The organism is Rosettibacter sp. KY25 (genome assembly GCF_057554405.1).
On the sequence record NZ_BAAJAO010000012.1, the window covers coordinates 49,874 to 70,625 of the forward strand.

The 20,752-nt window shown below is 32.1% G+C and carries 17 protein-coding genes; 12 read left to right on the plus strand and 5 right to left on the minus strand.

Features of this window, described 5'->3' with window-relative positions:
* Positions 1-9: 9 nt before the first annotated feature.
* The 8 genes from AC27L2_RS08740 to AC27L2_RS08775 all read left to right on the plus strand — a co-directional run bounded on the left by AC27L2_RS08740 (position 10) and on the right by AC27L2_RS08775 (position 7,541).
* The gene (locus AC27L2_RS08740; RefSeq protein ID WP_487211387.1) at positions 10-1,527 is read left to right on the plus strand and encodes a dihydrolipoyl dehydrogenase family protein; all 1,518 of its coding nucleotides are present in this window, start codon (positions 10-12) and stop codon (positions 1,525-1,527) included.
* 125 nt (positions 1,528-1,652) lie between these two features.
* Positions 1,653-2,552 carry a lipoyl synthase gene (gene lipA, locus AC27L2_RS08745; RefSeq protein WP_487211388.1) on the plus strand — a complete coding sequence of 300 codons (900 nt, stop codon included), beginning with the start codon at positions 1,653-1,655 and terminating at the stop codon, positions 2,550-2,552.
* A 305-nt stretch (positions 2,553-2,857) separates the two neighbouring features.
* Complete coding sequence (locus AC27L2_RS08750; protein WP_487211389.1) at positions 2,858-3,145, plus strand: 4Fe-4S dicluster domain-containing protein; 288 nt, start codon at positions 2,858-2,860, stop codon at positions 3,143-3,145.
* Complete coding sequence (locus tag AC27L2_RS08755; RefSeq protein ID WP_487211390.1) at positions 3,142-4,215, plus strand: 3-methyl-2-oxobutanoate dehydrogenase subunit VorB; 1,074 nt, start codon at positions 3,142-3,144, stop codon at positions 4,213-4,215. The genes AC27L2_RS08750 and AC27L2_RS08755 overlap by 4 nt, the downstream gene beginning before the upstream one ends.
* A gap of 41 nt (positions 4,216-4,256) precedes the next feature.
* A complete protein-coding gene (locus AC27L2_RS08760; protein ID WP_487211427.1) occupies positions 4,257-5,039 on the plus strand; it encodes a thiamine pyrophosphate-dependent enzyme in 783 nt (260 codons plus the stop codon).
* 10 nt (positions 5,040-5,049) lie between these two features.
* Positions 5,050-5,601 carry a 2-oxoacid:ferredoxin oxidoreductase subunit gamma family protein gene (locus AC27L2_RS08765; protein WP_487211391.1) on the plus strand — a complete coding sequence of 184 codons (552 nt, stop codon included), beginning with the start codon at positions 5,050-5,052 and terminating at the stop codon, positions 5,599-5,601.
* A 114-nt stretch (positions 5,602-5,715) separates the two neighbouring features.
* Positions 5,716-7,128 carry a F0F1 ATP synthase subunit beta gene (atpD, locus tag AC27L2_RS08770; protein ID WP_487211392.1) on the plus strand — a complete coding sequence of 471 codons (1,413 nt, stop codon included), beginning with the start codon at positions 5,716-5,718 and terminating at the stop codon, positions 7,126-7,128.
* Positions 7,125-7,541, plus strand: a complete 417-nt coding sequence (locus tag AC27L2_RS08775) for a F0F1 ATP synthase subunit epsilon (RefSeq protein WP_487211393.1) — start codon at positions 7,125-7,127, stop codon at positions 7,539-7,541. The genes atpD and AC27L2_RS08775 overlap by 4 nt, the downstream gene beginning before the upstream one ends.
* On the opposite strand, the gene AC27L2_RS08780 is transcribed toward AC27L2_RS08775, so the two are convergent.
* A complete protein-coding gene (locus tag AC27L2_RS08780) occupies positions 7,538-10,021 on the minus strand; it encodes a methyl-accepting chemotaxis protein (RefSeq protein ID WP_487211394.1) in 2,484 nt (827 codons plus the stop codon). The genes AC27L2_RS08775 and AC27L2_RS08780 overlap by 4 nt on opposite strands.
* 245 nt (positions 10,022-10,266) lie before the next feature.
* Between AC27L2_RS08780 and AC27L2_RS08785 the strand changes: the two genes are divergently transcribed.
* Positions 10,267-11,961: a glutamine--tRNA ligase/YqeY domain fusion protein gene (locus AC27L2_RS08785; RefSeq protein ID WP_487211395.1), complete on the plus strand. Its 1,695-nt coding sequence runs from the start codon at positions 10,267-10,269 to the stop codon at positions 11,959-11,961.
* 43 nt (positions 11,962-12,004) lie between these two features.
* On the opposite strand, the gene gltX is transcribed toward AC27L2_RS08785, so the two are convergent.
* From gltX to floA, 4 genes are all read right to left on the minus strand, one after another.
* Positions 12,005-13,462, minus strand: a complete 1,458-nt coding sequence (gltX, locus tag AC27L2_RS08790) for a glutamate--tRNA ligase (RefSeq protein ID WP_487211396.1) — start codon at positions 13,460-13,462, stop codon at positions 12,005-12,007.
* A 101-nt stretch (positions 13,463-13,563) separates the two neighbouring features.
* On the minus strand, positions 13,564-15,558 hold the full coding sequence (locus AC27L2_RS08795) for an ATP-dependent helicase (protein ID WP_487211397.1): 1,995 nt from the start codon (positions 15,556-15,558) through the stop codon (positions 13,564-13,566).
* Positions 15,558-16,112: a hypothetical protein gene (locus AC27L2_RS08800; protein ID WP_487211398.1), complete on the minus strand. Its 555-nt coding sequence runs from the start codon at positions 16,110-16,112 to the stop codon at positions 15,558-15,560. Before AC27L2_RS08800 ends, AC27L2_RS08795 begins: the two co-directional genes overlap by 1 nt.
* Positions 16,112-17,101 (minus strand): flotillin-like protein FloA, encoded by a 990-nt coding sequence (gene floA, locus AC27L2_RS08805; RefSeq protein WP_487211399.1) that lies wholly within the window; start codon positions 17,099-17,101, stop codon positions 16,112-16,114. The genes AC27L2_RS08800 and floA overlap by 1 nt, the downstream gene beginning before the upstream one ends.
* A 292-nt stretch (positions 17,102-17,393) precedes the next feature.
* Between floA and AC27L2_RS08810 the strand changes: the two genes are divergently transcribed.
* From AC27L2_RS08810 to pyrE, 3 genes are read left to right on the plus strand one after another with little or no spacing between them, the layout of a single operon-like run.
* Positions 17,394-19,892: an ATP-dependent Clp protease ATP-binding subunit gene (locus AC27L2_RS08810; RefSeq protein ID WP_487211400.1), complete on the plus strand. Its 2,499-nt coding sequence runs from the start codon at positions 17,394-17,396 to the stop codon at positions 19,890-19,892.
* A complete protein-coding gene (locus AC27L2_RS08815) occupies positions 19,889-20,173 on the plus strand; it encodes a 4a-hydroxytetrahydrobiopterin dehydratase (protein WP_487211401.1) in 285 nt (94 codons plus the stop codon). The genes AC27L2_RS08810 and AC27L2_RS08815 overlap by 4 nt, the downstream gene beginning before the upstream one ends.
* Positions 20,170-20,751, plus strand: coding sequence for an orotate phosphoribosyltransferase (gene pyrE / locus AC27L2_RS08820; protein ID WP_487211402.1), 582 nt, complete (start codon positions 20,170-20,172; stop codon positions 20,749-20,751). The genes AC27L2_RS08815 and pyrE overlap by 4 nt, the downstream gene beginning before the upstream one ends.
* Position 20,752: the final 1 nt, after the last annotated feature.

Here is a 20,752-nt window from a genome sequence, read left to right on the forward strand (position 1 = left end):
GGAGAATGAATGAAAGTAGAAATAATTATGCCTCAAATGGGAGAATCGATAACTGAAGGAACAATTATTAAGTGGCATAAGAAAGTAGGTGACAAAATTAAAAAAGATGAAATTATTTATGAGATTACTACCGATAAAGTTGATACAGAAATTCCTTCTCCTTGCGATGGAATTTTAACCGAAATTCTAGTTAATGAAAATGAAACTGCAAAAGTTGGAACTGTTGTTGCAATCGTTGATACTCAAGAGGAAAGTGGTAGCAATTTTAAAATTATTGAACAAGAAGAGAAAAAATTAATTGATATTGTTATGCCTAAAATGGGGGAATCAATAACATCAGGAACAATAATTAAATGGCATAAAAAAATTGGTGAACATGTTAAACGCGATGAAGTTATTCTTGAAATATCAACAGATAAAGTTGACACCGAAATTCCTTCGCCCGTTGATGGTGTAATTAAAGAAATACTTTTCGATGAAAGTCAAACAGTAGAAGTTGGTGCAGTTATAGCAAGAATTCTTACAGATGAAGAATTAATCATACAGAATTTTACAGAACAAAAACAAATAGATGAAATTGAATCATATGTTGCAAAGGAAGTGAAGCTTGAATCAAAATCAAAAAGATTTTATTCACCAGCAGTATTAAATATTGCACGACAGCATGATATATCCATTGAAGAATTAGAAAAAATTGAAGGCACAGGAATTAAAGGCAGAGTTACCAAAAAAGATATTCTTGATTATGTTGAAAAAAGAAAATCCAAAGAAAAAATTATACATGAAGAAAAGAAAGATTTAGAAAAGAAAATTTCATCACCTGAAAAAGTTGAAATAATTCCTGTTGACCATGTTCGAAGAAAAATTATGGAGAACATGGTTAAAAGTCGGGATACTGCTGTTCATGTTACTTCGGTTACAGAAGTTGATGTAACAAAGATTCACAATTTTATTAATAATAAAAAAGAGCAATATGCTAAAGAAGGAGTTAAACTTACATATCTTCCCTTTATTGCTTATGCAGCTGTAAAAGCTTTGAAAGAATATCCATTGATGAATGCTGTTATTGAAGAAGAAAAAATTATTGTAAAAAAATATATAAATCTTGGAATTGCAATTGCACTCGAGCCGAATGGTCTGATAGTTCCAAATATTAAAAATGCTGATGAAATGAACATAATTGGAATTGCCAAGGCTATTGCAGAATTAAGTCAAAAAGCAAGAACAAAAAAATTAACTTTTGAAGATGTTATTGATGGAACATTCACAATTACAAATTATGGAGTGTTCGGAACATTAATTGGAACGCCAATAATCAATCAACCCGAAGTTGGAATTTTAGGTGTTGGAAGTGTAATAAAAAAGCCAGTTGTAATTGAAAATGAAGGTATTGAAAGTATTGCAGTAAGAGCAATGATGTATCTCTCATTAAGTCACGACCATCGTTTGATTGATGGAATGCTTGGCGGTAAATTTTTGAAGTCAATAAAAGAATTTTTGGAAAACTTTGATGAGAATCTTGTGTAACGAATTAACAATTTTGTAACACGAAACGAAGCTTCGTAAAAAAAGCGAACACAACATAGGTAACACAAAACAAAGTTTCGTGAATTAATAACATTTAATAATAATTGAATGACATTGGAGATTACATGAAAATCAATCAGCATCAATTGGCATTTAAGGAAGAAATAGAAAAAAAGATAAATCCAGGGAAAAGGCCAGAATGGTTGAAAGTCCGATTGCCAAGCGGAAAAAATTACAAAGATGTTTATGAATTGATGCGTAAATCAAAATTGAATACTGTGTGTGAAGAAGCAAAATGTCCAAACATTGCCGAATGCTGGAACAGAAGAACTGCAACTTTTATGATTTTAGGTGATACATGCACAAGAAGCTGTGGATTTTGCAATGTTAAATTAGGAATCCCAAATGAACTCGATTTGGATGAACCAAGAAGAGTAGCAGAATCTGTTGAAGCTCTTAAACTCAATCATGTTGTTATTACATCAGTAAACAGAGATGAGCTGAAAGATGGAGGTGCATCAATTTTTTCTGAAACAGTAAGATTGATTCGTGAGAGAATGCCAAATACAACAATAGAAATATTAATCCCCGATTTTAAAGGTGAAGAACATGCATTCGAAATTATCATGAAAAATAAACCAGATATTCTCAATCACAATCTTGAAACTGTTAAAAGATTGTATCATGCTGTTAGGCCTCAAGCTAAATATGAAAGAAGTTTGAATGTAATTAAATGGTTTAAGGAAAGAGGTCTTAAAACTAAAAGTGGAATTATGGTAGGAATAGGCGAAACTAAAGAAGAAGTTATTGAACTAATGAATGATTTGTATAACAGCGGTTGTGATATTTTGACAATAGGACAATATCTGCAGCCAACCAAAAATCATCTTCCTGTTCATCGTTATGTCACATTAGATGAATTTAAATTCTACAAAGAATATGGATTAAAATTAGGATTTAAGGCAGTTGAATCTTCACCACTCGTAAGAAGTTCTTACCATGCAGATAAACATGCAGCATTGTAAATATTTTCTTAAAAACTGTTATGCATTTCTCATAAGTGGAAAAACTGAATCCCAATTTGAATTAGAAGAATTTTAATAAAATTATCCCCCTTTGTTTTTGAATAATAATTATTATTTTTCAAACAAGAAAAATGACTAAATTGTAATTAAAGACTGGCATATTAGTTTTATACATTTAAGCTCTTTTACGGTTTTTAAAATGAAATTTATTCTTGTGGAAATACTACTATTAAATTTTTATTAACTGAAGAAAAGGTTATAGCAAAACTATAACCTTTTTTTATTTTAAATAATCTGAGGTTTATATGGCAAAAGTTAAAGGTGATATCATAATTGATATTGAAAAATGCAAGGGCTGCGAACTTTGTGTTGCTGCATGCCCTCAAAAGACTCTTGAACTTTCCCGCAAAATCAACTCTAAAGGTTATCATTACATTGTAAAGATAAAAGATAATTGTACAGGTTGTGTTAATTGTGCACTTGTGTGTCCCGAAGGAATTATTAAAGTATATCGAAAGACAGATAAAAAGAAAGAACCAATTGCAACAATTTCAAATGTCAAAAATGATATAACAGTTACGGTGAGACAATGAAAAAAGAATTAACATTAATGAAAGGCAACGAAGCACTTGCCGAAGCAGTTATTCGTGCTGGTTGTGATGGATACTTTGGTTACCCAATTACACCTCAATCAGAAATCCTTGAATATCTGACTCGCGAAGCCAATGCAAGAACTGGAATGGTTGTTCTTCAAGCAGAAAGTGAAGTGGCTGCTATTAATATGGTTTATGGTGCGGCTTGCACTGGCAAAAAAGTTATGACTTCATCTTCTTCACCTGGAATTAGTTTAATGCAGGAAGGAATATCTTATATCGCATGTGCTGAACTTCCATGTTTAATTGTAAATGTTGTAAGAGGTGGTCCAGGGCTTGGCACTATTCAGCCTTCTCAAGGTGATTATTTTCAAGCTGTCAAAGGTGGGGGCCATGGAGATTATAAATTGATAGTTCTCGCTCCTTCATCGGTTCAGGAAATGGTTGACTTTGTTCCATTAAGTTTTGATTTGGCTTTTAAATATCGTAATCCTGTAATGATTCTTGCTGATGGAGCTTTAGGCCAAATGATGGAAAAAGTAGAATTGTTTGAACCAATACCTCGCAAAACTAATATTGAACCTTGGGCTACTGTTGGTAAACCAAAAGAAAGAGAAAGAAATATCATAACCTCACTTCACATTGAACCAGAAAAAATGGAACAAATTAATTTGCACTTGCAGAAGAAATACAAAGAAATTGAGAAAAATGAAGTTAGATTTGAAATGATTAATTGTGAAGATGCAGATATAGTTTTGGTCGCTTTTGGATTAGTAGCAAGAATTTGTTCAAAAGCTGCTGAACTTGCTCGTCAAAAAGGTATTAAAGTGGGAGTATTTAGACCAATAACTTTGTTCCCATTTCCATATCAACAATTAAATAATCTTGCAGATAAAGTCAAAAATTTTCTTGTAGTAGAAATGAATGCAGGCCAAATGCTCGAAGATGTTCGTCTTGCTGTCAACGGAAAAACTCCAATTGAATTTCATGGAAGAATGGGAGGAATAGTTCCATCTCCAGATGAAATTCTTCAAAAGATTGAAGAAATATTTATAGGAGAAAAAGTATGAGCAATCAAATTTTAACAGATGAAGAAAAACACTTTGAACAAATGATAGAAGAAGAAAATATTTGTGTAAATGAAAATCTTGTTTATGAAAGACCAAAAACACTTATCGATATTCCAATGCATTATTGTCCAGGCTGCGGACATGGTGTAGCGCATCGTTTAATTGCAGAAGTAATTGATGAACTAGGTATTCAGGATAAAACAATTGGAGTGGCTCCAGTCGGTTGTGCAGTTTTTGCATATAATTATCTTGATATTGATATGACAGAAGCAGCTCATGGAAGAGCTACTGCAGTTGCAACAGGAATTAAAAGAATGTTACCCGATAAATATGTTTTTTCATATCAGGGTGATGGCGATTTAGCAGCAATTGGAACTGGTGAAACAATTCATACTTGCAACCGCGGCGAAAATATTTTGATTATATTTATCAATAATGGAATATATGGAATGACCGGCGGACAAATGGCTCCAACTACTCTTGTTGGTATGAAATCTACAACTACACCATTTGGACGAGATGTTTCTGTTATGGGTAATCCATTAAAAATTACAGAGCTAATTGCACAACTTCCAGGGGTTTATTACTGCACTCGTGTTGCAGTTAATACTCCAAATAATGTTAGAAGAGCCAAAAAAGCTATAATGAATGGTTTCAAATTTCAGGAACATAAAAAAGGATTGTGTTTTGTTGAAATAGTATCAAATTGCCCATCTAACTGGAAAATGACTCCTGTAGAATCCAACAAATGGCTTGAAGAAAATATGCTCAAGTTTTATCCACTTGGTGACTTGAAAGTACCTGATTTATCCAAATCTGAATAAGGAGAAAACCATGACAGAAGAAATTATAATTGCTGGTTTTGGTGGACAGGGAGTTTTGTCTCTTGGACAAATTTTATGCTACGGCGGCGTTCTTGAAGGCAAAGAAGTAAGCTTTATGCCTTCGTATGGACCAGAGATGCGCGGCGGTACAGCAAATTGTATTACAATAATTAGTGATTCGAAAATAAGTTCACCAATCATTAGTAAATTTGATACACTTATTGCACTCAATCAGCCCTCACTCGATAAATTTCAAAATGCAGTTAAACCTAATGGTTTAATAATTTATGAGTCCAGTACAATTCTAAATCCTCCTACAAGAAATGATGTAGAAATAATTCCAGTTGAAGCAGCAAACGAAGCTGCGAAGTTAAAAAACACAAGAGTAATGAATATGATTATTCTTGGTGCATATCTTAAAAAGAAACCAATAATATCATTTGAGACAGCTCTCGAAGCATTAAAAAAAGTTTTACCAGAAAGATATCATCACCTCATTCCATTGAATAAAGAAGCAATGGAAAAGGGAATGGAACTGGTAGAAAAAATTCCATCTACATGAAAATTGTTTTAACGAGAATTTATTTTTTTACTTTTTTATGATTGATATGATTTTTGGAAATCACTTTCATCTTTCATAATTTTGCACAATAATTTTATTAAAACAGGTAGAAAAATGGCATCAAATGAAGGTGTAATTGTTCAAGTTATTGGTCCTGTCGTCGATATTGACTTTCAAGACGGCTACTTACCAAAAATTTATAATGCAGTTAAAATTCCAAGAGTCAATTTAGAAGGAAAAGAAGAAGAATTAGTTGTTGAAGTTCAACAGCACTTAGGAGAAAATCGTGTTAGAACAGTTGCAATGGATACAACAGATGGTTTAGTGCGTGGAATGAAAGCTTACGATACTGGTGAACCTATCACTGTTCCTGTTGGTCCAGAAACTCTCGGTAGATTAATCAATGTAATTGGTGAAGGTATAGATGGATTAGGTGAAATTAAAGCAAAGAAACGATATGCAATTCACCGCCATGCACCAAAATTTGATAATCTTGCAACTAAACAAGAAATGTTTGAAACAGGAATAAAAGTAATTGACTTACTTGAACCATATACAAAAGGTGGAAAAACTGGTTTGTTTGGTGGTGCTGGTGTAGGTAAAACAGTTATTATTCAGGAATTAATTCATAATATTGCTAAACAACACGGCGGATATTCTGTATTCGCAGGAGTTGGAGAAAGAACTCGTGAAGGCAACGACCTTTGGCTTGAAATGAAAGAATCTGGAGTGTTATCAAAAACTGCTCTTGTATTTGGTCAAATGAATGAACCTCCCGGAGCTCGTTTAAGAGTTGGTTTGACAGGTTTGACAATTGCTGAATATTTCCGCGATGAAGAGGGAAGAGATGTATTGTTGTTTATTGATAACATATTCCGTTTTACTCAAGCAGGTTCAGAAGTTTCTGCTTTGCTCGGAAGAATGCCATCTGCTGTAGGTTATCAGCCAAATCTTGCAACAGAAATGGGTGAACTTCAGGAAAGAATTACATCAACAGATAAAGGTTCAATTACATCTGTTCAGGCAATTTATGTTCCTGCGGACGACTTAACAGACCCTGCACCTGCAACAGCATTTTCGCACCTTGATGCTACAACAGTATTAAGCAGACAAATTGCAGAACTTGGCATTTATCCAGCTGTTGACCCGCTCGATTCTACATCAAGAATTTTGCAGCCAGATATTGTTGGCTGGGAACATTATAATGTTGCTAAACAGGTAAAAGAAATTCTCCAGGCATACAAAGATTTACAAGATATTATTAATATTCTTGGTATGGACGAACTTTCTGAAGAAGATAAAATTATTGTTAGAAGAGCAAGAAGAATTCAAAGATTTTTGAGTCAACCTTTTCATGTTGCAGAACAATTTACAGGCACACCTGGAAAATATGTTAAGCTTGAAGATACAATTAAAGGATTCAAAGAAATTCTTGAAGGCAAACATGATGATTTGCCTGAACAGGCATTTATGTACGTAGGCACAATTGAAGAAGCAGTTGAAAAAGCAAAAAGATTAGCACAATGATAAAAGAACTTAACTTAGAAATTATTACACCATCAAAAATTGTTTATTCTGGAAAAGTTAAATCTGTTACTGTTCCAGGTACACTTGGAAGTTTTCAGGTTTTATTTAATCATGCACCATTGCTCAGCACATTCGAAATAGGGAGAATTAAGGTAGAAGAATTAAACGGAACAGTTACTGAATTTACAACTGGCGGCGGCAGTATTGAAGTTCTCAAAAATAAAATTTTGATTCTTGCTGATAGTGTTGAAAGAAGAGAAGAAATAGATATTGAAAGAGCAAGAAAATCATTACAACGTGCAAAAGAAAGATTATCTGCTTCAAGAAAAGAAAAAATTGATGTTGAAAGAGCTGAAGCTTCACTTCAAAGAGCAGTTAATAGATTAAAATTTGTTGGAGCAGATAAAAGTTAATCGATTTTAAATTGTGCTGTTGCCGCCTGAAGTTCGTTTGCCATTTCCAATAAGTTTGAGGCTACTTTTCCAAGTTCTTCTGCTTCATTTTTGGCATTAACAGTCTTTTCAGAAATTTCATTTATCATACTTGCATTAAATTCACTTATCGTTGAAATATTGTTTATCATTTCAACTGTATGTTTAACACTATGGCTGCATTCTTCTGTTGCACTCATGTTTTGCTGAATAACAGTCGAAATTTTTTCTGTTGATTCCAGTAAACTTTTCATTATATCTGAAATTGTATTATTTGCATTAACCATATTTTCAATTTGCTTGTTCATATTGAAATATGAATTCAATAGCTTTTCGATGACTTTTCCTGATTCATTAGCTAAATCAGTTCCATAATTAACTTTTTCTACAATAGTCTTAATTGATTCATTTGCACTGGAAATATTCTGCTGAACTTTTGAAATAATATTTGAAGTTTGTTTTGTTGCCTCAGCAGATTTTTCTGCTAAAATTCTCACCTCATCAGCTACAACTGCAAATCCACGTCCATGTTCTCCAGCTCTTGCAGCTTCAATTGCAGCATTTAATGCCAGTAAATTTGTTTGGTCTGCAATTGATTCAATTGTTTGGATAATCTCTTCAATCTGTCTGGATTGTTTTAACATCTCTTCAATTTTCAATGCAAAATTTTGAATAGTTTCTTCTATTACTTTCATCTGTTCAACTGTTTTCATTACAGAATTTTCGCCCTGCTTGGCAACTTTTATTGATTCATCTGAAGATTTTACAATTGACGAAACAATTTTATTTGCAACATCAACTGCTTTTGCAATTTCATTTACTGCAGAGGATACTTGCTCGGATGCAACTAATTGTTCATGTGAATCTTTGGCAATGTTATTTATTGCAGCAGAAATTTGTTCTATGTTTGAATTTGCTGTATTTACAGAAGTAGCTTCTTCTGTTAAACTTCTTACCATATTTTGAATTGAAGCAGCATTGTTATTTGTAATTTCAATTGTGTTATTTGCAACTTTAGATAAATTTTTGCTGAATTCGGATAATTTAATGGTTCTTTCCGATAAAGTTTTCAGTAGACCGCGTAAACTCATTGGTTCACTATTAAAGGTTGCTACAGGAATTCCTTTATCAACAGCCTTGTTTATATATGTAACTAAATTTTTATCATAAATTCCGGTACAAATTGCATCGTATTTTTTCTCTATGCATTTTTCAATTGCTGCACCATAAATTTCTGCACTAATATTAAAACTTTTTTCTGTGTGTGAACCTTCAGGAATAATCCAATCTACTTGGGCATTATATTTTCTTAAAATGTTTGATGCTGCATCAACTCCTTTTTTGAATGATACCCAAAAATCTGAACCTTCTCTTCCTAAAACAGCAATTTTAATTAACTTATTTGATTCCTTAATGGGTTTAGGTCTCTTCAAAATACTTTCTTCATTTTCAATAACACCTTTTTGAGGATGCCAGTATTTGTGATAATTTTCTTTTGTTATTAATTGTAGCTCTGTTAGTAATCGAGGATTTGGCGGTTCCCAATTTGCAACAATATGATTGAATAAATGAACAACAGGATTGTAACCCTGAGCAAATTCATTCTGAGATAAAGTAGCAAAAATTTCTCCATTTGCTATTAAATTCATTGTCCTGTTGCTCATATCATGACAGACAATTTTTAATTTATCTTTTAGTTTTAATTCCTTTATTGTTTTTGAAAAACCACCACCATCATGAGTGATATAGATTCCTGATAAATCAGGATATTTATTAAGAAGCATTTTTGTTTTTTCTAAATATAAATCTGGATTATTATAACCCTCTACAACATCAACAATAACAATTTGTGGAGAATTTTCTTTAAGATAATTTTGAAATCCCTTTCTTCTTAATTCCTGTCCAATTACACCAAATCTTTCAATAATAATTGCAACTTTTCCTTTCCCTTTTAATCCTTCAATCATTGCTTCGGCACATTTTCTGCCTTCAAGATATGAATCAGCTCCAACATAAAATAATCTTTTGCATGGAACATCTGTAGCAGTGTTGAATTCTTTGCTTGCATCACTCAAGTTCGATACAATGGAATTTAAATCTTCAACAATATCTTGCATTAAACCAAAATTATAATCGATGTTGTTGGAATTAAATTTTATTTCTGCAGTTAAATTTCCATGTGATAATTCTGTTAGTGCGGTCGATATAGAAAGAGTATCATTTTCAGCTATTTTCTTAATGTATAATTTGATTTTTCTTAATGATGATTCAACTCCAAAATAATAATAAATCGCAAATAAAAAGCTGATTATAAGACCTGATAGTGAACTCCAAAACAATATATGATTTTTGAAATTGATTGACTTTTCAAATTCAATAACATTAATAAAAAGAATTGACAGAGCAATAAAAATTAACAAAGGAAAACTTGATGAAATTGTTTTTAAAATTTTTGTTTTCATATTTTTATGTCCTTAGGACTTTTTTGAGAAAATAGCTTTCTCTACATAATATTATCGTTTTTTAATTGGATTTATTTAATCATAGTTATTCACCAAATGCACCAAAGTTTATTGATTGAATAGTTTTATGAAAATGCTTTAGAAATCATGAACAAGTTTTAATACATATATTTTCATTGATGTGTTGAGCTCCTTTTTATATTTCAGTAACTTTGTAATAAATTTTAAAACATTTATTGAGGAATATGGAAGAAAAGAATAACAAACTTGAAAATCCTTCGGAGAAAAAGCCAAAGAATTTTATTTATGAAATGATTGATGAAGATATAAGAACTAATAGGTGGGGTGGAAGAGTTCATACTCGTTTTCCTCCTGAACCAAATGGTTATCTTCATATTGGACATGCAAAAGCAATTTGTTTGAATTACGGAATTGCTCAGCATTACGGCGGTAAATTTAATCTTCGATTTGATGATACTAATCCTGAAAAAGAAGAAGTAGAATATGTTAATTCAATTATTGAAGATGTAAAATGGCTTGGGGCAGATTTTGAAGATAGATTATTTTTTGCTTCAGATTATTTTGAACAAATGTATCAATGGGCAGTGGAATTAATAAAAAAAGGGAAAGCCTACGTTTGTGATTTGAGTGCAGAAGAAATAAAAAAAACAAGAGGAACTTTAACAGAACCTGGAATTGAAAGTCCATATCGCAATCGTAGTGTAGAAGAAAATCTTGATTTGTTTGAGAGAATGCGCAAGGGTGAATTCCCTGATGGAGCCAAAACTCTTCGAGCTAAAATTGATATGGCTTCTCCAAACTTGAATATGCGCGATCCTGTTATGTATCGAATTATTCATCAACCTCATCACCGACAGGGAAACAAATGGTGTATCTACCCAACTTATGATTGGGCTCATGGACTTGAAGATTCAATTGAAGGAATAACTCATTCAATATGCACACTTGAATTTGAAAATCATAGACCTTTGTATGATTGGTTTCTTGACCAACTTGGAATTTATCATCCGCAGCAAATTGAATTTGCCCGATTGAATTTAAGTTATACTGTAATGAGCAAAAGAAAACTTCTGCAACTTGTTCAAGAAGGTTATGTTGATGGCTGGGATGATCCAAGAATGCCAACAATTTCTGGTTTGAGAAGAAGAGGTTATACTCCAGAAGCTATAAGAAATTTTACAGAAATAATTGGAGTTGCTAAACGAGATGCTTTAACAGATATTGCTTTGCTTGAATATGCAATTCGTGAAGATTTGAATAAGCGAGCTCAGCGTGCAATGGCAGTTCTTAATCCATTAAAAGTTGTTATTACTAATTATCCGGATGATTTGGTTGAAGAGCTTGAAGCAATTAACAATCCAGAAGATTTGACTGCTGGAACAAGAAAAGTTCCATTCTCAAAAGAAATTTATATTGAAAAAACAGATTTTATGGAAAATCCTCCAAAGGGCTATCATCGTTTAGTTCCAAATGGAGAAGTAAGATTAAGATATGCATACATCATAAAATGCGAAGAAGTAATTAAAAATGATAAGGGCGATGTTGTTGAATTGAGATGCACTTATGACCCCGATACAAAAAGTGGAAGCGGTAAAAGCAATAAAAAAGTAAAAGGAACTATTCACTGGGTTTCTGCACGACATGCAGAAAAAGCTGAAGTAAGATTATACGACAGATTATTCACAGTTGAAGAACCAGCAGCATTTGAAAATTGGCTCGATTATATTAATCCAAATTCTTTAACAATAATTCCAGATGCTTTGATTGAACCATCGCTAAAAAATGCTAAGCCGGGTGACAAATACCAATTTGAAAGAAATGGATATTTCTGTGTTGATACAAAATATACTACAAGTGAAAAGTTGGTTTTTAATAGAACAGTTACATTAAAAGAAAGCTGGAAAAAGGATTCAAATTAATTTTATTGATTTCCTGCTCGGAATATACGAGCAGGAAATTTTTTCAAAGTTTAGGAATTCTTTCTATTGCAGCATTTATTCTTTTTAATACTTCATCTTTACCAAGTATAAACAAAATATCAAATATTCCAGGTCCTGTGCTTTGTCCTGATACAGCTAATCTTAAAGGATGAATTAATTTACCTTTGCTGATGTTTAGTTCTTCTGCAATTTTATTTAATTCATTTTCAAAATCTTCTTTAGAAGGATTATTCAATAAAGAAAATCTTTCAATTAATTTCTTTAATAATTCTGGTGTATCGGCTTTCCAATTTTTTTCAATTGCTTTTTGCTCATATTCAGTTGGGGCTTCATAAAAGTATTTACAATTAGTTACAAATTCATGAACAAAAGAAACTCTTTCCTTCATTGCATGGATGATATTTAATAAAAATGAATCAGAAAAATTTTTATCAGCATATTCTGTTGTTTTGATATAATCTTTCAACATTGATAAAATTTCTTCATCGGGTTTTTTTCTTAAATGTTCTGCATTTAGCCAGTTTAATTTATCGATATCAAAAACTGCCCCTGATTTGTTAACTCTTTCAAGTGAAAATTTTTCTATTAGTTCATCCATGTAATAAAATTCTTTATCATCACCTGCATTCCATCCAAGCAATGCAACAAAATTTATTAATGCTTCTTTCAAATATCCTTTTGCACGATAGTCTTCAACTGCAACATCACCTTGTCTTTTGCTCAATTTAGACCTATCGGGATTTAGCAGGAGAGGCAAATGAGCAAATATTGGTTTTTCCCAATTGAAATAATCATATAATAGAATATGTTTTGGAGTAGAGGAGAGCCATTCTTCTCCACGAATAACATGAGTTATTTTCATTAGATGGTCATCAACAACATTTGCCATGTGATAAGTAGGATAACCATCACTCTTGATTAAAATTTGGTCGTCAATATTGTTGCTGTCGAATTCAACTGTGCCTCTGATAACATCTTCAAAAATTATTTTTTGATTTGGTTCAACATTAAGTCGAATTACAAATGGAATTTGAGAATTCAATTTCTCTTCAATTTCAGATTTTGAAAGATGAAGACAATGCTTATCATATTTTGCTTGAGGAAGTTTTAGTAGTTGTTGTTCTTTTCTCAATGCTTCGAGTCTTTCAGGTGTGCAAAAACAATAATAAGCATGACCTTTTGAAATTAATTCCTGTGCATATTTCTGATAAATTTCAAGCCGCTGTGATTGCATGTAAGGTCCATAATCCCCTCCAATATCTGGACCTTCATCATAATTAAGTCCACACCATTTTAATGATTCAATTAAATTTTCAACTGCTCCTTCAACATATCTACTTCTGTCAGTATCTTCTATTCTCAAAATGAATTTACCATTATTTTTTCTTGCAAATAAATAATTATAAAGTGCTGTTCTGAGTCCACCTACGTGTAAATAGCCAGTTGGACTTGGGGCAAATCGAACTCTTATATTTTCCAAATTTCAACCTCTAAAATTTTTTGTCACGAAATATATTAAAGATGATTGTCTTATTCTTGATTGAAACATAAGATGATTATCAAAAAAATATTTTTGAAAAATTATTCTTCTTCGATTAGCCAGTAGTCAGCTTTATCTTCTGTAATTCCTTGTATGAAACGTGAAGGTTTTGCATAAGTTGTTCCATTGTATCGGTCAAAAATATTCATTGGATAACAGACGTATAAATTTTGTTTGGCTCTTGTTGCTGCTACATACATCAATCTTCTTTCTTCTTCAAGAGTTTCTAATTTTTCAAATGATTGGCTTGAAGGGAAGAAACCATCAATTGCATGAATAATAAAAACTGTATGCCATTCTAATCCTTTAGCTGAATGAATTGTTGAAAGCGTTACAAATTCTTTTTCTTTATCTGTTGCTTCAACATCAATTACAGAATCTTGAGGAGGTTCAAGTGCCATGTCGGCTAAAAAGCTTTCGAGACTTCTATAATTTTCTGCAATGTTTATAAAAATGTCCAAGTCTTTTTTGCGTTTGTTCCAGTCATCATATCTTTCTACAAAGAGTGGCTCGTAATATTTTAATGCCAGTTCTGCTTTATCTGCAGGCAGTTGATTTTTTGTATGAATTTCATGCAGAAGTGAAAATAAATTGAAAATTTTGTCGTTATACTTTTTGCTGATAGTTGTTTCAGGTTCTCTTTTAATTGATAAATTATTTTTTGCAATTTCATCCATTATTTGTTGAGCTTTTTTTGGACCAATTCCTTCATGTAATAATAACACACGATACCAGCTTACAAAGTCGAGTGGATTTGCTGCAATTCTTAAAAAAGAAAGTAAATCTTTGACATGTGCAGCTTCAATAAACTTCATACCTCCAAATTTTACATAAGGAATATTTGCTTTGTTTAATTCAATTTCTAAATCAAATGAATGATATGAGGACCTGAATAAAACAGCTATTTCGTTTAGAGGAACACCTTCTTCACGAAGTTCTAAAATTCTTTCAACAATAAATCTTGACTGCATATTTTCATTTGCTGCACTTACAATGCCAGGAAGTTCTCCACCAATTTTTCTGCTGTAAAGATGTTTGGGATATTTTTCAATTGCATTTTCAATTATGTAGTTTGCAAAATTTAATATTTCCTGAGTGCTTCTGTAATTTTCTTCGAGTGTAATTATTTTGACATTCTTAAATAGCTTAGGAAATTCCATTATGTTTTTGAAGTTTGCACCTCTAAAAGCATAAATTGATTGAGAGTCATCACCAACAACCATTATGTTTTGATTAATCTGTCCCAATCCTTGAATAATTTCTGCTTGTAATTTGTTTGTATCCTGATATTCATCAACCATTACAAATTTTATTGTGTTGAGAAAAGATTTTGCAGCTGGACTTAAGTCGAATAAAAAATTTCTTAAGTAAATCAGTAAATCGTCATAGTCTAAAAGATGATTTTGCTTTTTATAAGATTCATAAATTTTTTTTATTTCCAGAAATTTATCTGTATACTCTGCAAAATGTGGATATTCTTCTTGAAGTATATCTTCAATTGGTCTTGTTGTATTTGCACTCAAGCTCAGGACTTTGAAAATTGTTTGTTTGTTCGGAAATCTTTTTTTATGCTGTGATAAATTTAGTTGCCCTCTAATAAGATTAATGACATCTTCACTGTCTGCTTGGTCAAGTATAGTAAATCCATTATCAAGACCAACAGCTTTTGCATATTTACGCAGAGTAAGATTAGCAAAAGAATGAAAGGTGCCGCCGTTAATTTTTGAACATCGATTGTCGAGCAGTATTGCAGCTCTATCCATCATTTCTTTAGCTGCTTTTCGAGTAAATGTAAGAAGCAAAATTGAAGATGGGTCATAACCAAGTTCTGTTAATCTTGCAACTCGATAAACAAGGGTTCTTGTTTTTCCACTTCCTGCGCCTGCAATTACTAAATAATTTCCTTCAACTGCACACACTGCTTCATATTGGGAAGCGTTGAGTGCTTCTCTGTAGTTTATCTTAAATTTTGATTCATCAATTTTTGGTTCAGATTGAATTTGATTTACTTTTTTGATTATGAATTTTTTTGCCATTATTTGCGGAGTGATTTTGGTTTATTAAGAATTTCTGTAATTATGAATAATTCTCTTACAGTCTCTGGATTCTTTAATTTTGTTTTTATGTTTTTTAATTGATTCTCAAAAGATTTTTGTTCTTCATAAACTTTAACATCCTGTTTATCAACTCTCCTTACTGCTGCAATTTCATAAGATGGAGTTTTGTCATAATCAATATCAGGAATTTCTTTTTCGATATTTCTATGTTCAAGTGTTTCTCGTTGTTTGATTTTTTCTTCAAATTCTTTTTCTGGATTCCAGCTTAAATTTTCAAGTGAAATATTTTCTTTACTTTTTGTTTCGGAACTTTCATATTCTGTTTCAGGAATTTTTATTCCAAAGAGATCTTCAATTGTAATTTCGCCATCACTTTTTTGTTTTCGATAGCGATAAGATTCAGAAGATGAGTTTAAGTGTTCTTCTTCTTCAGGAAATTTTGATTTACTTTTTTCTTTCTTTACTCCAGCAATCATATTAAGAATTAAGTAAATAACAAAAAAAGTAATTATTATTTCAATCAAATTATCCATTATTGATTTTCTTTTTTCTTTTCTTCTGGTTTTGCAATTGCATTTCTCATTTCAGTATCTGCTTGAATATTTTTTAGATGATAATAATCCATAACTCCAAGATTCCCATTTCTAAAAGCTTCGGCAATAGCTTTTGGTATTTCAGCTTCAGCTTCAACAACTTTAGCACGCATACGAGCTACTTCAGCATTCATCTCTTGTTCTAAAGCTACTGCGGCGGCACGTCTTTCTTCTGCTTTAGCGCGAGCAACTTTTAAATCTGCTTCTGCCTGATCAGCTTGAAGTATTGCTCCAATGTTTGTTCCAACATCAACATCTGCAATATCAATTGAAAGGATTTCAAATGCTGTTCCTGCATCCAGACCTTTTGAAAGCACAACTTTAGAAATGCTATCCGGATTTTCCAAAACTTCTTTATGTGAATTACTTGAACCTATTGTCGATACAATTCCTTCTCCAACTCTTGCAAGTATTGTTGCTTCACCAGCTCCGCCTACAAGTCGCTCTAAATTTGTTCTTACAGTTATTCTTGCAATTGCTTTCAATTGAATTCCATCTTTAGCAACAGCTGCAACCATTGGAGTTTCAATAACTTTTGGATTTACAGACATTTTAACGGCTTCGAGTACATCTCTACCTGCAAGGTCAATTGCTGCTGCTTTTTCAAATCCTAAATCTAAATTTGCTTTGTTAGCAGAAATTAGAGCATTAACTACATTAGTTACATTTCCACCTGCAAGGTAATGTGCTTCAAGGAGTGAAATATTTAAATCAATTCCTGCTTTTGTTGCCGAAATTAAATTTCGAATTATTACCTGCGGCGAAACTTTGCGCAACCTCATTCCAATTAAATCTCTAAAGATTCTGACTTTTACTCCAGAGAAATAGGCAGTAATAAATAATCCGATTGGCACAAAGTAAAAAAACAGAATTAAAAAAATAATTGCAGCAAATATTATTAAAATTGAAACACCAGTGATTGCTTCCATTTTGGACTCCATATTAAATTAATTACCAAAATATCAATTAATTATGACAATTACCAAATTATGATTTACGATTAAAGAATTTCTGATTATGTTCGATATTAATTATGAACTCTAAAATTTATAAGAACAAATTTATGACAAAGTCTTTCAATAATTTATGCTGGCATGAAATTTATTACAGAATCAGTGAATTTTACTTCCTTGCTAAGTGGTTTTACTATCTTTATATTTAAGAAACTAATTAGGTAGATTTTCTGTTAAAGCAATAGAATTTTAGCAAAGGGAAAAAATTATGGAAGGCAATTTTTCAGAAAGAGTACAAGAAGTTATTAGATTGAGCAGAGAAGAAGCTCTAAGGCTTGGTCACGATTATATTGGCACTGAACATCTTCTCTTGGGTATAATCCGAGAAGGGCAAGGTGTTGCTGTAAAAATTCTCAGAAATCTTGATGTTGACCTTGTTAAACTAAAAAAAGCAATTGAGGATACTGTAAGAACTTCTGGTGGAACATTAACAATTGGTAATATTCCGCTTACAAAGCAGGCTGAAAAAGTTCTTAAAATTACTCAAATAGAATCAAAAATTTATAAATCTGATGTTATCGGAACTGAGCATATTTTACTTTCACTTTTAAGAGATGAGGATAACATTGCTACTCAAATCCTGCATCAATTTAATGTAACTTATGATAATGCAAGAGCTGAATTGAATAATATTTTGGCAAGTCGTGAATCAAATAAATTTAGTTCTGCACCACAACCATTTACGGCTAAGAAAGTGGAAAAAACTAAAACACCTGTGCTTGATAATTTTGGAAGAGATTTAACCAAATTAGCACTTGAAGGTAAGTTAGACCCTGTAATAGGCCGTGAAAAAGAAATTGAAAGAGTAGCCCAGGTTCTAAGCAGAAGAAAAAAGAATAATCCAGTTTTGATTGGAGAACCTGGAGTTGGAAAAACTGCAATTGCAGAAGGTCTTGCCTTAAAAATTGTTCAAAGAAAAGTACCAAGAATTTTGCAGGATAAAAGAGTTGTAACTTTGGATTTGGCTGGTTTGGTTGCAGGAACAAAGTATCGTGGACAATTTGAAGAGAGAATGAAAGCTTTAATGAATGAACTTGAAAAAGCTGATGATGTAATTTTATTCATAGATGAATTGCATACAATTGTTGGAGCTGGTGGTGCCTCCGGCTCGCTTGATGCTTCCAATATGTTCAAGCCTGCACTTGCCCGTGGTGATATACAATGCATTGGAGCAACTACACTTGATGAATATCGTAAATACATCGAAACAGATGGTGCGCTTGACAGACGATTCCAAAAAGTTATGATTGATCCTCCAAGTCCAGAAGAAACAATCAAAATTCTTGAGAACATTAAATTCAAGTATGAAGAACATCATCATGTTCGTTATTCAAAAGAAGCTATTGAAGCTGCTGTTCGTTTGAGTGAAAGATATATAACCGATAGATATTTGCCTGATAAAGCAATTGATGTTATTGATGAAGCAGGTGCTCGTGTTCACATGGGCAACTTTACTGTTTCAGAGGAAATTTTGAAACTTGAGGAAGAAATTGAAAAAATTAAACAGCTCAAGCTGCAGGTTGTAAAACAACAGGATTATGAAGAAGCCGCAAGATTAAGAGATAAAGAAAGACAATTACAATCTGACCTTGAAATTGCTAAAAGAGAATGGGAAGCTAAAACTCAAGATATGGTTTATGATGTTACAGAAGATGATATTGCAACTGTTGTTTCAATGATGACTGGTATTCCTGTCACTCGAGTTGTTCAAGCTGAATCTGAAAAATTAATGAACATGGAAGAAGCTCTTAAGCAAAGAATAGTTGGACAGGATGAAGCAGTTAGCAAATTGTGCAAAGCTATTCGTCGTGCTCGTGCTGGATTGAAGAGAGCAAATAAACCAATTGGAACATTTATTTTCTTAGGACCAACTGGAGTAGGAAAAACAGAACTTGCAAAAGAATTAGCTAGATATTTGTTTGACAGCGAAGATGCTTTGATTAGAATTGATATGAGTGAATACATGGAAAAATTTGCTGTTTCTCGTCTTGTTGGTGCTCCTCCAGGATATGTTGGATATGATGAAGGTGGCCAATTAACTGAAAGAGTTCGTCGTAAACCATATTCTGTTGTTTTGTTTGATGAAATTGAAAAAGCTCATCCAGATGTCTTCAATATCTTACTTCAAGTACTTGATGATGGAATTTTGACAGACAGTTTAGGAAGAAGAGTTGATTTCAAAAATACAATTATAATTATGACTTCAAATGTTGGAACAAAAGATATAAAAACAACAGGTGGTTTCGGCTTTGGAACTGCTTCAGAAGCTGACCAATACACAAGTTTGAAAAATACTGTTGAAGATGCAATGCGTCGTTTGTTCAATCCTGAATTCTTAAATAGAATTGATGAAGCTATTGTCTTCAGAAATCTTGATAAAGAAGATATTAAGAAGATTATCAATATTGAAATGAAAGATTTGATTAAGAATCTTAGTGAAAACAAAATGAGTATTGAATTACATAAATCAGCTGTTGAGTTCTTAACAGAAAAAGGATTTGATCCAAAATTTGGTGCAAGACCTTTGAAACGTGCAATTCAAAAATATGTTGAAGACCCGCTTGCTGAAGAATTATTGCTTGGTCATTTTAAAGAAGGTGATAAGATTATAGTTAAGCATAAAAAGAATTCAGATGAACTTTACTTTGTTTCTGAAAAAGCTGCTGAACCAGAAGAACAAGACAGCGAAGAAAAGAAAACCGTATGAAATTATTAACGACTGAAGAAATCAAAGAAAAATTAAATGATGTTGCTGATTGGAAAATTGAGAATAATAAATTAATCAAAGAATATAAGCTTAAAAATTTTTCAGAAGCAATTGCATTTATTGTAAAGATTGGAATAGAAGCTGAAAAATTAGACCATCATCCAGATTTGTTTCTTTATGGTTGGAATAATGTTAAAGTGATATTGTCAACACACAGTGCAAATGGAATAACTGAAAACGATATTAATCTTGCTCATAAAATAGAACAAATTGTAAAATGACAAACAATCAAATTCTCGATATTTTCCTAAAAACAAATGCCCTTTTAAATGGGCATTTTTTATTAACATCAGGTAGACACAGCAATCAATATTTTCAATGTGCTCTTGTTCTTCAATATCCAGAATACAATGAATTAATTTGTTCATTGATAGCAAATCACTTCAAAGATTATGATATCGATGTTGTTATTTCACCTGCAATTGGTGGAATTGTAGTTGGACAGGAAGTTGCAAGACAGCTTAACAAAAAATCTATCTTTGCAGAAAGAGAAGACAAAGCATTAACTCTAAGACGAGGATTTAACATCGAGGAAGGAAAGAGATATTTAATTTGTGAAGATGTAGTAACAACAGGTGGTTCAGTTTTCGAAGTTATGGATATAGTCAGAAATAATGGAGGAATAGTTGCAGGAGTTGGTTACATTGTAGATAGAAGTAATAGTAAAGTAAATTTTGGAGTACCTCAATTCAGCACATTGCAATTAGATGTTGTTTCATATCTGCCTGATGAATGTCCTCTTTGTAAAGAAAATAAAATCCCTCTTATTAAACCAGGTTCAAGAAAAATTAACCTCTAAA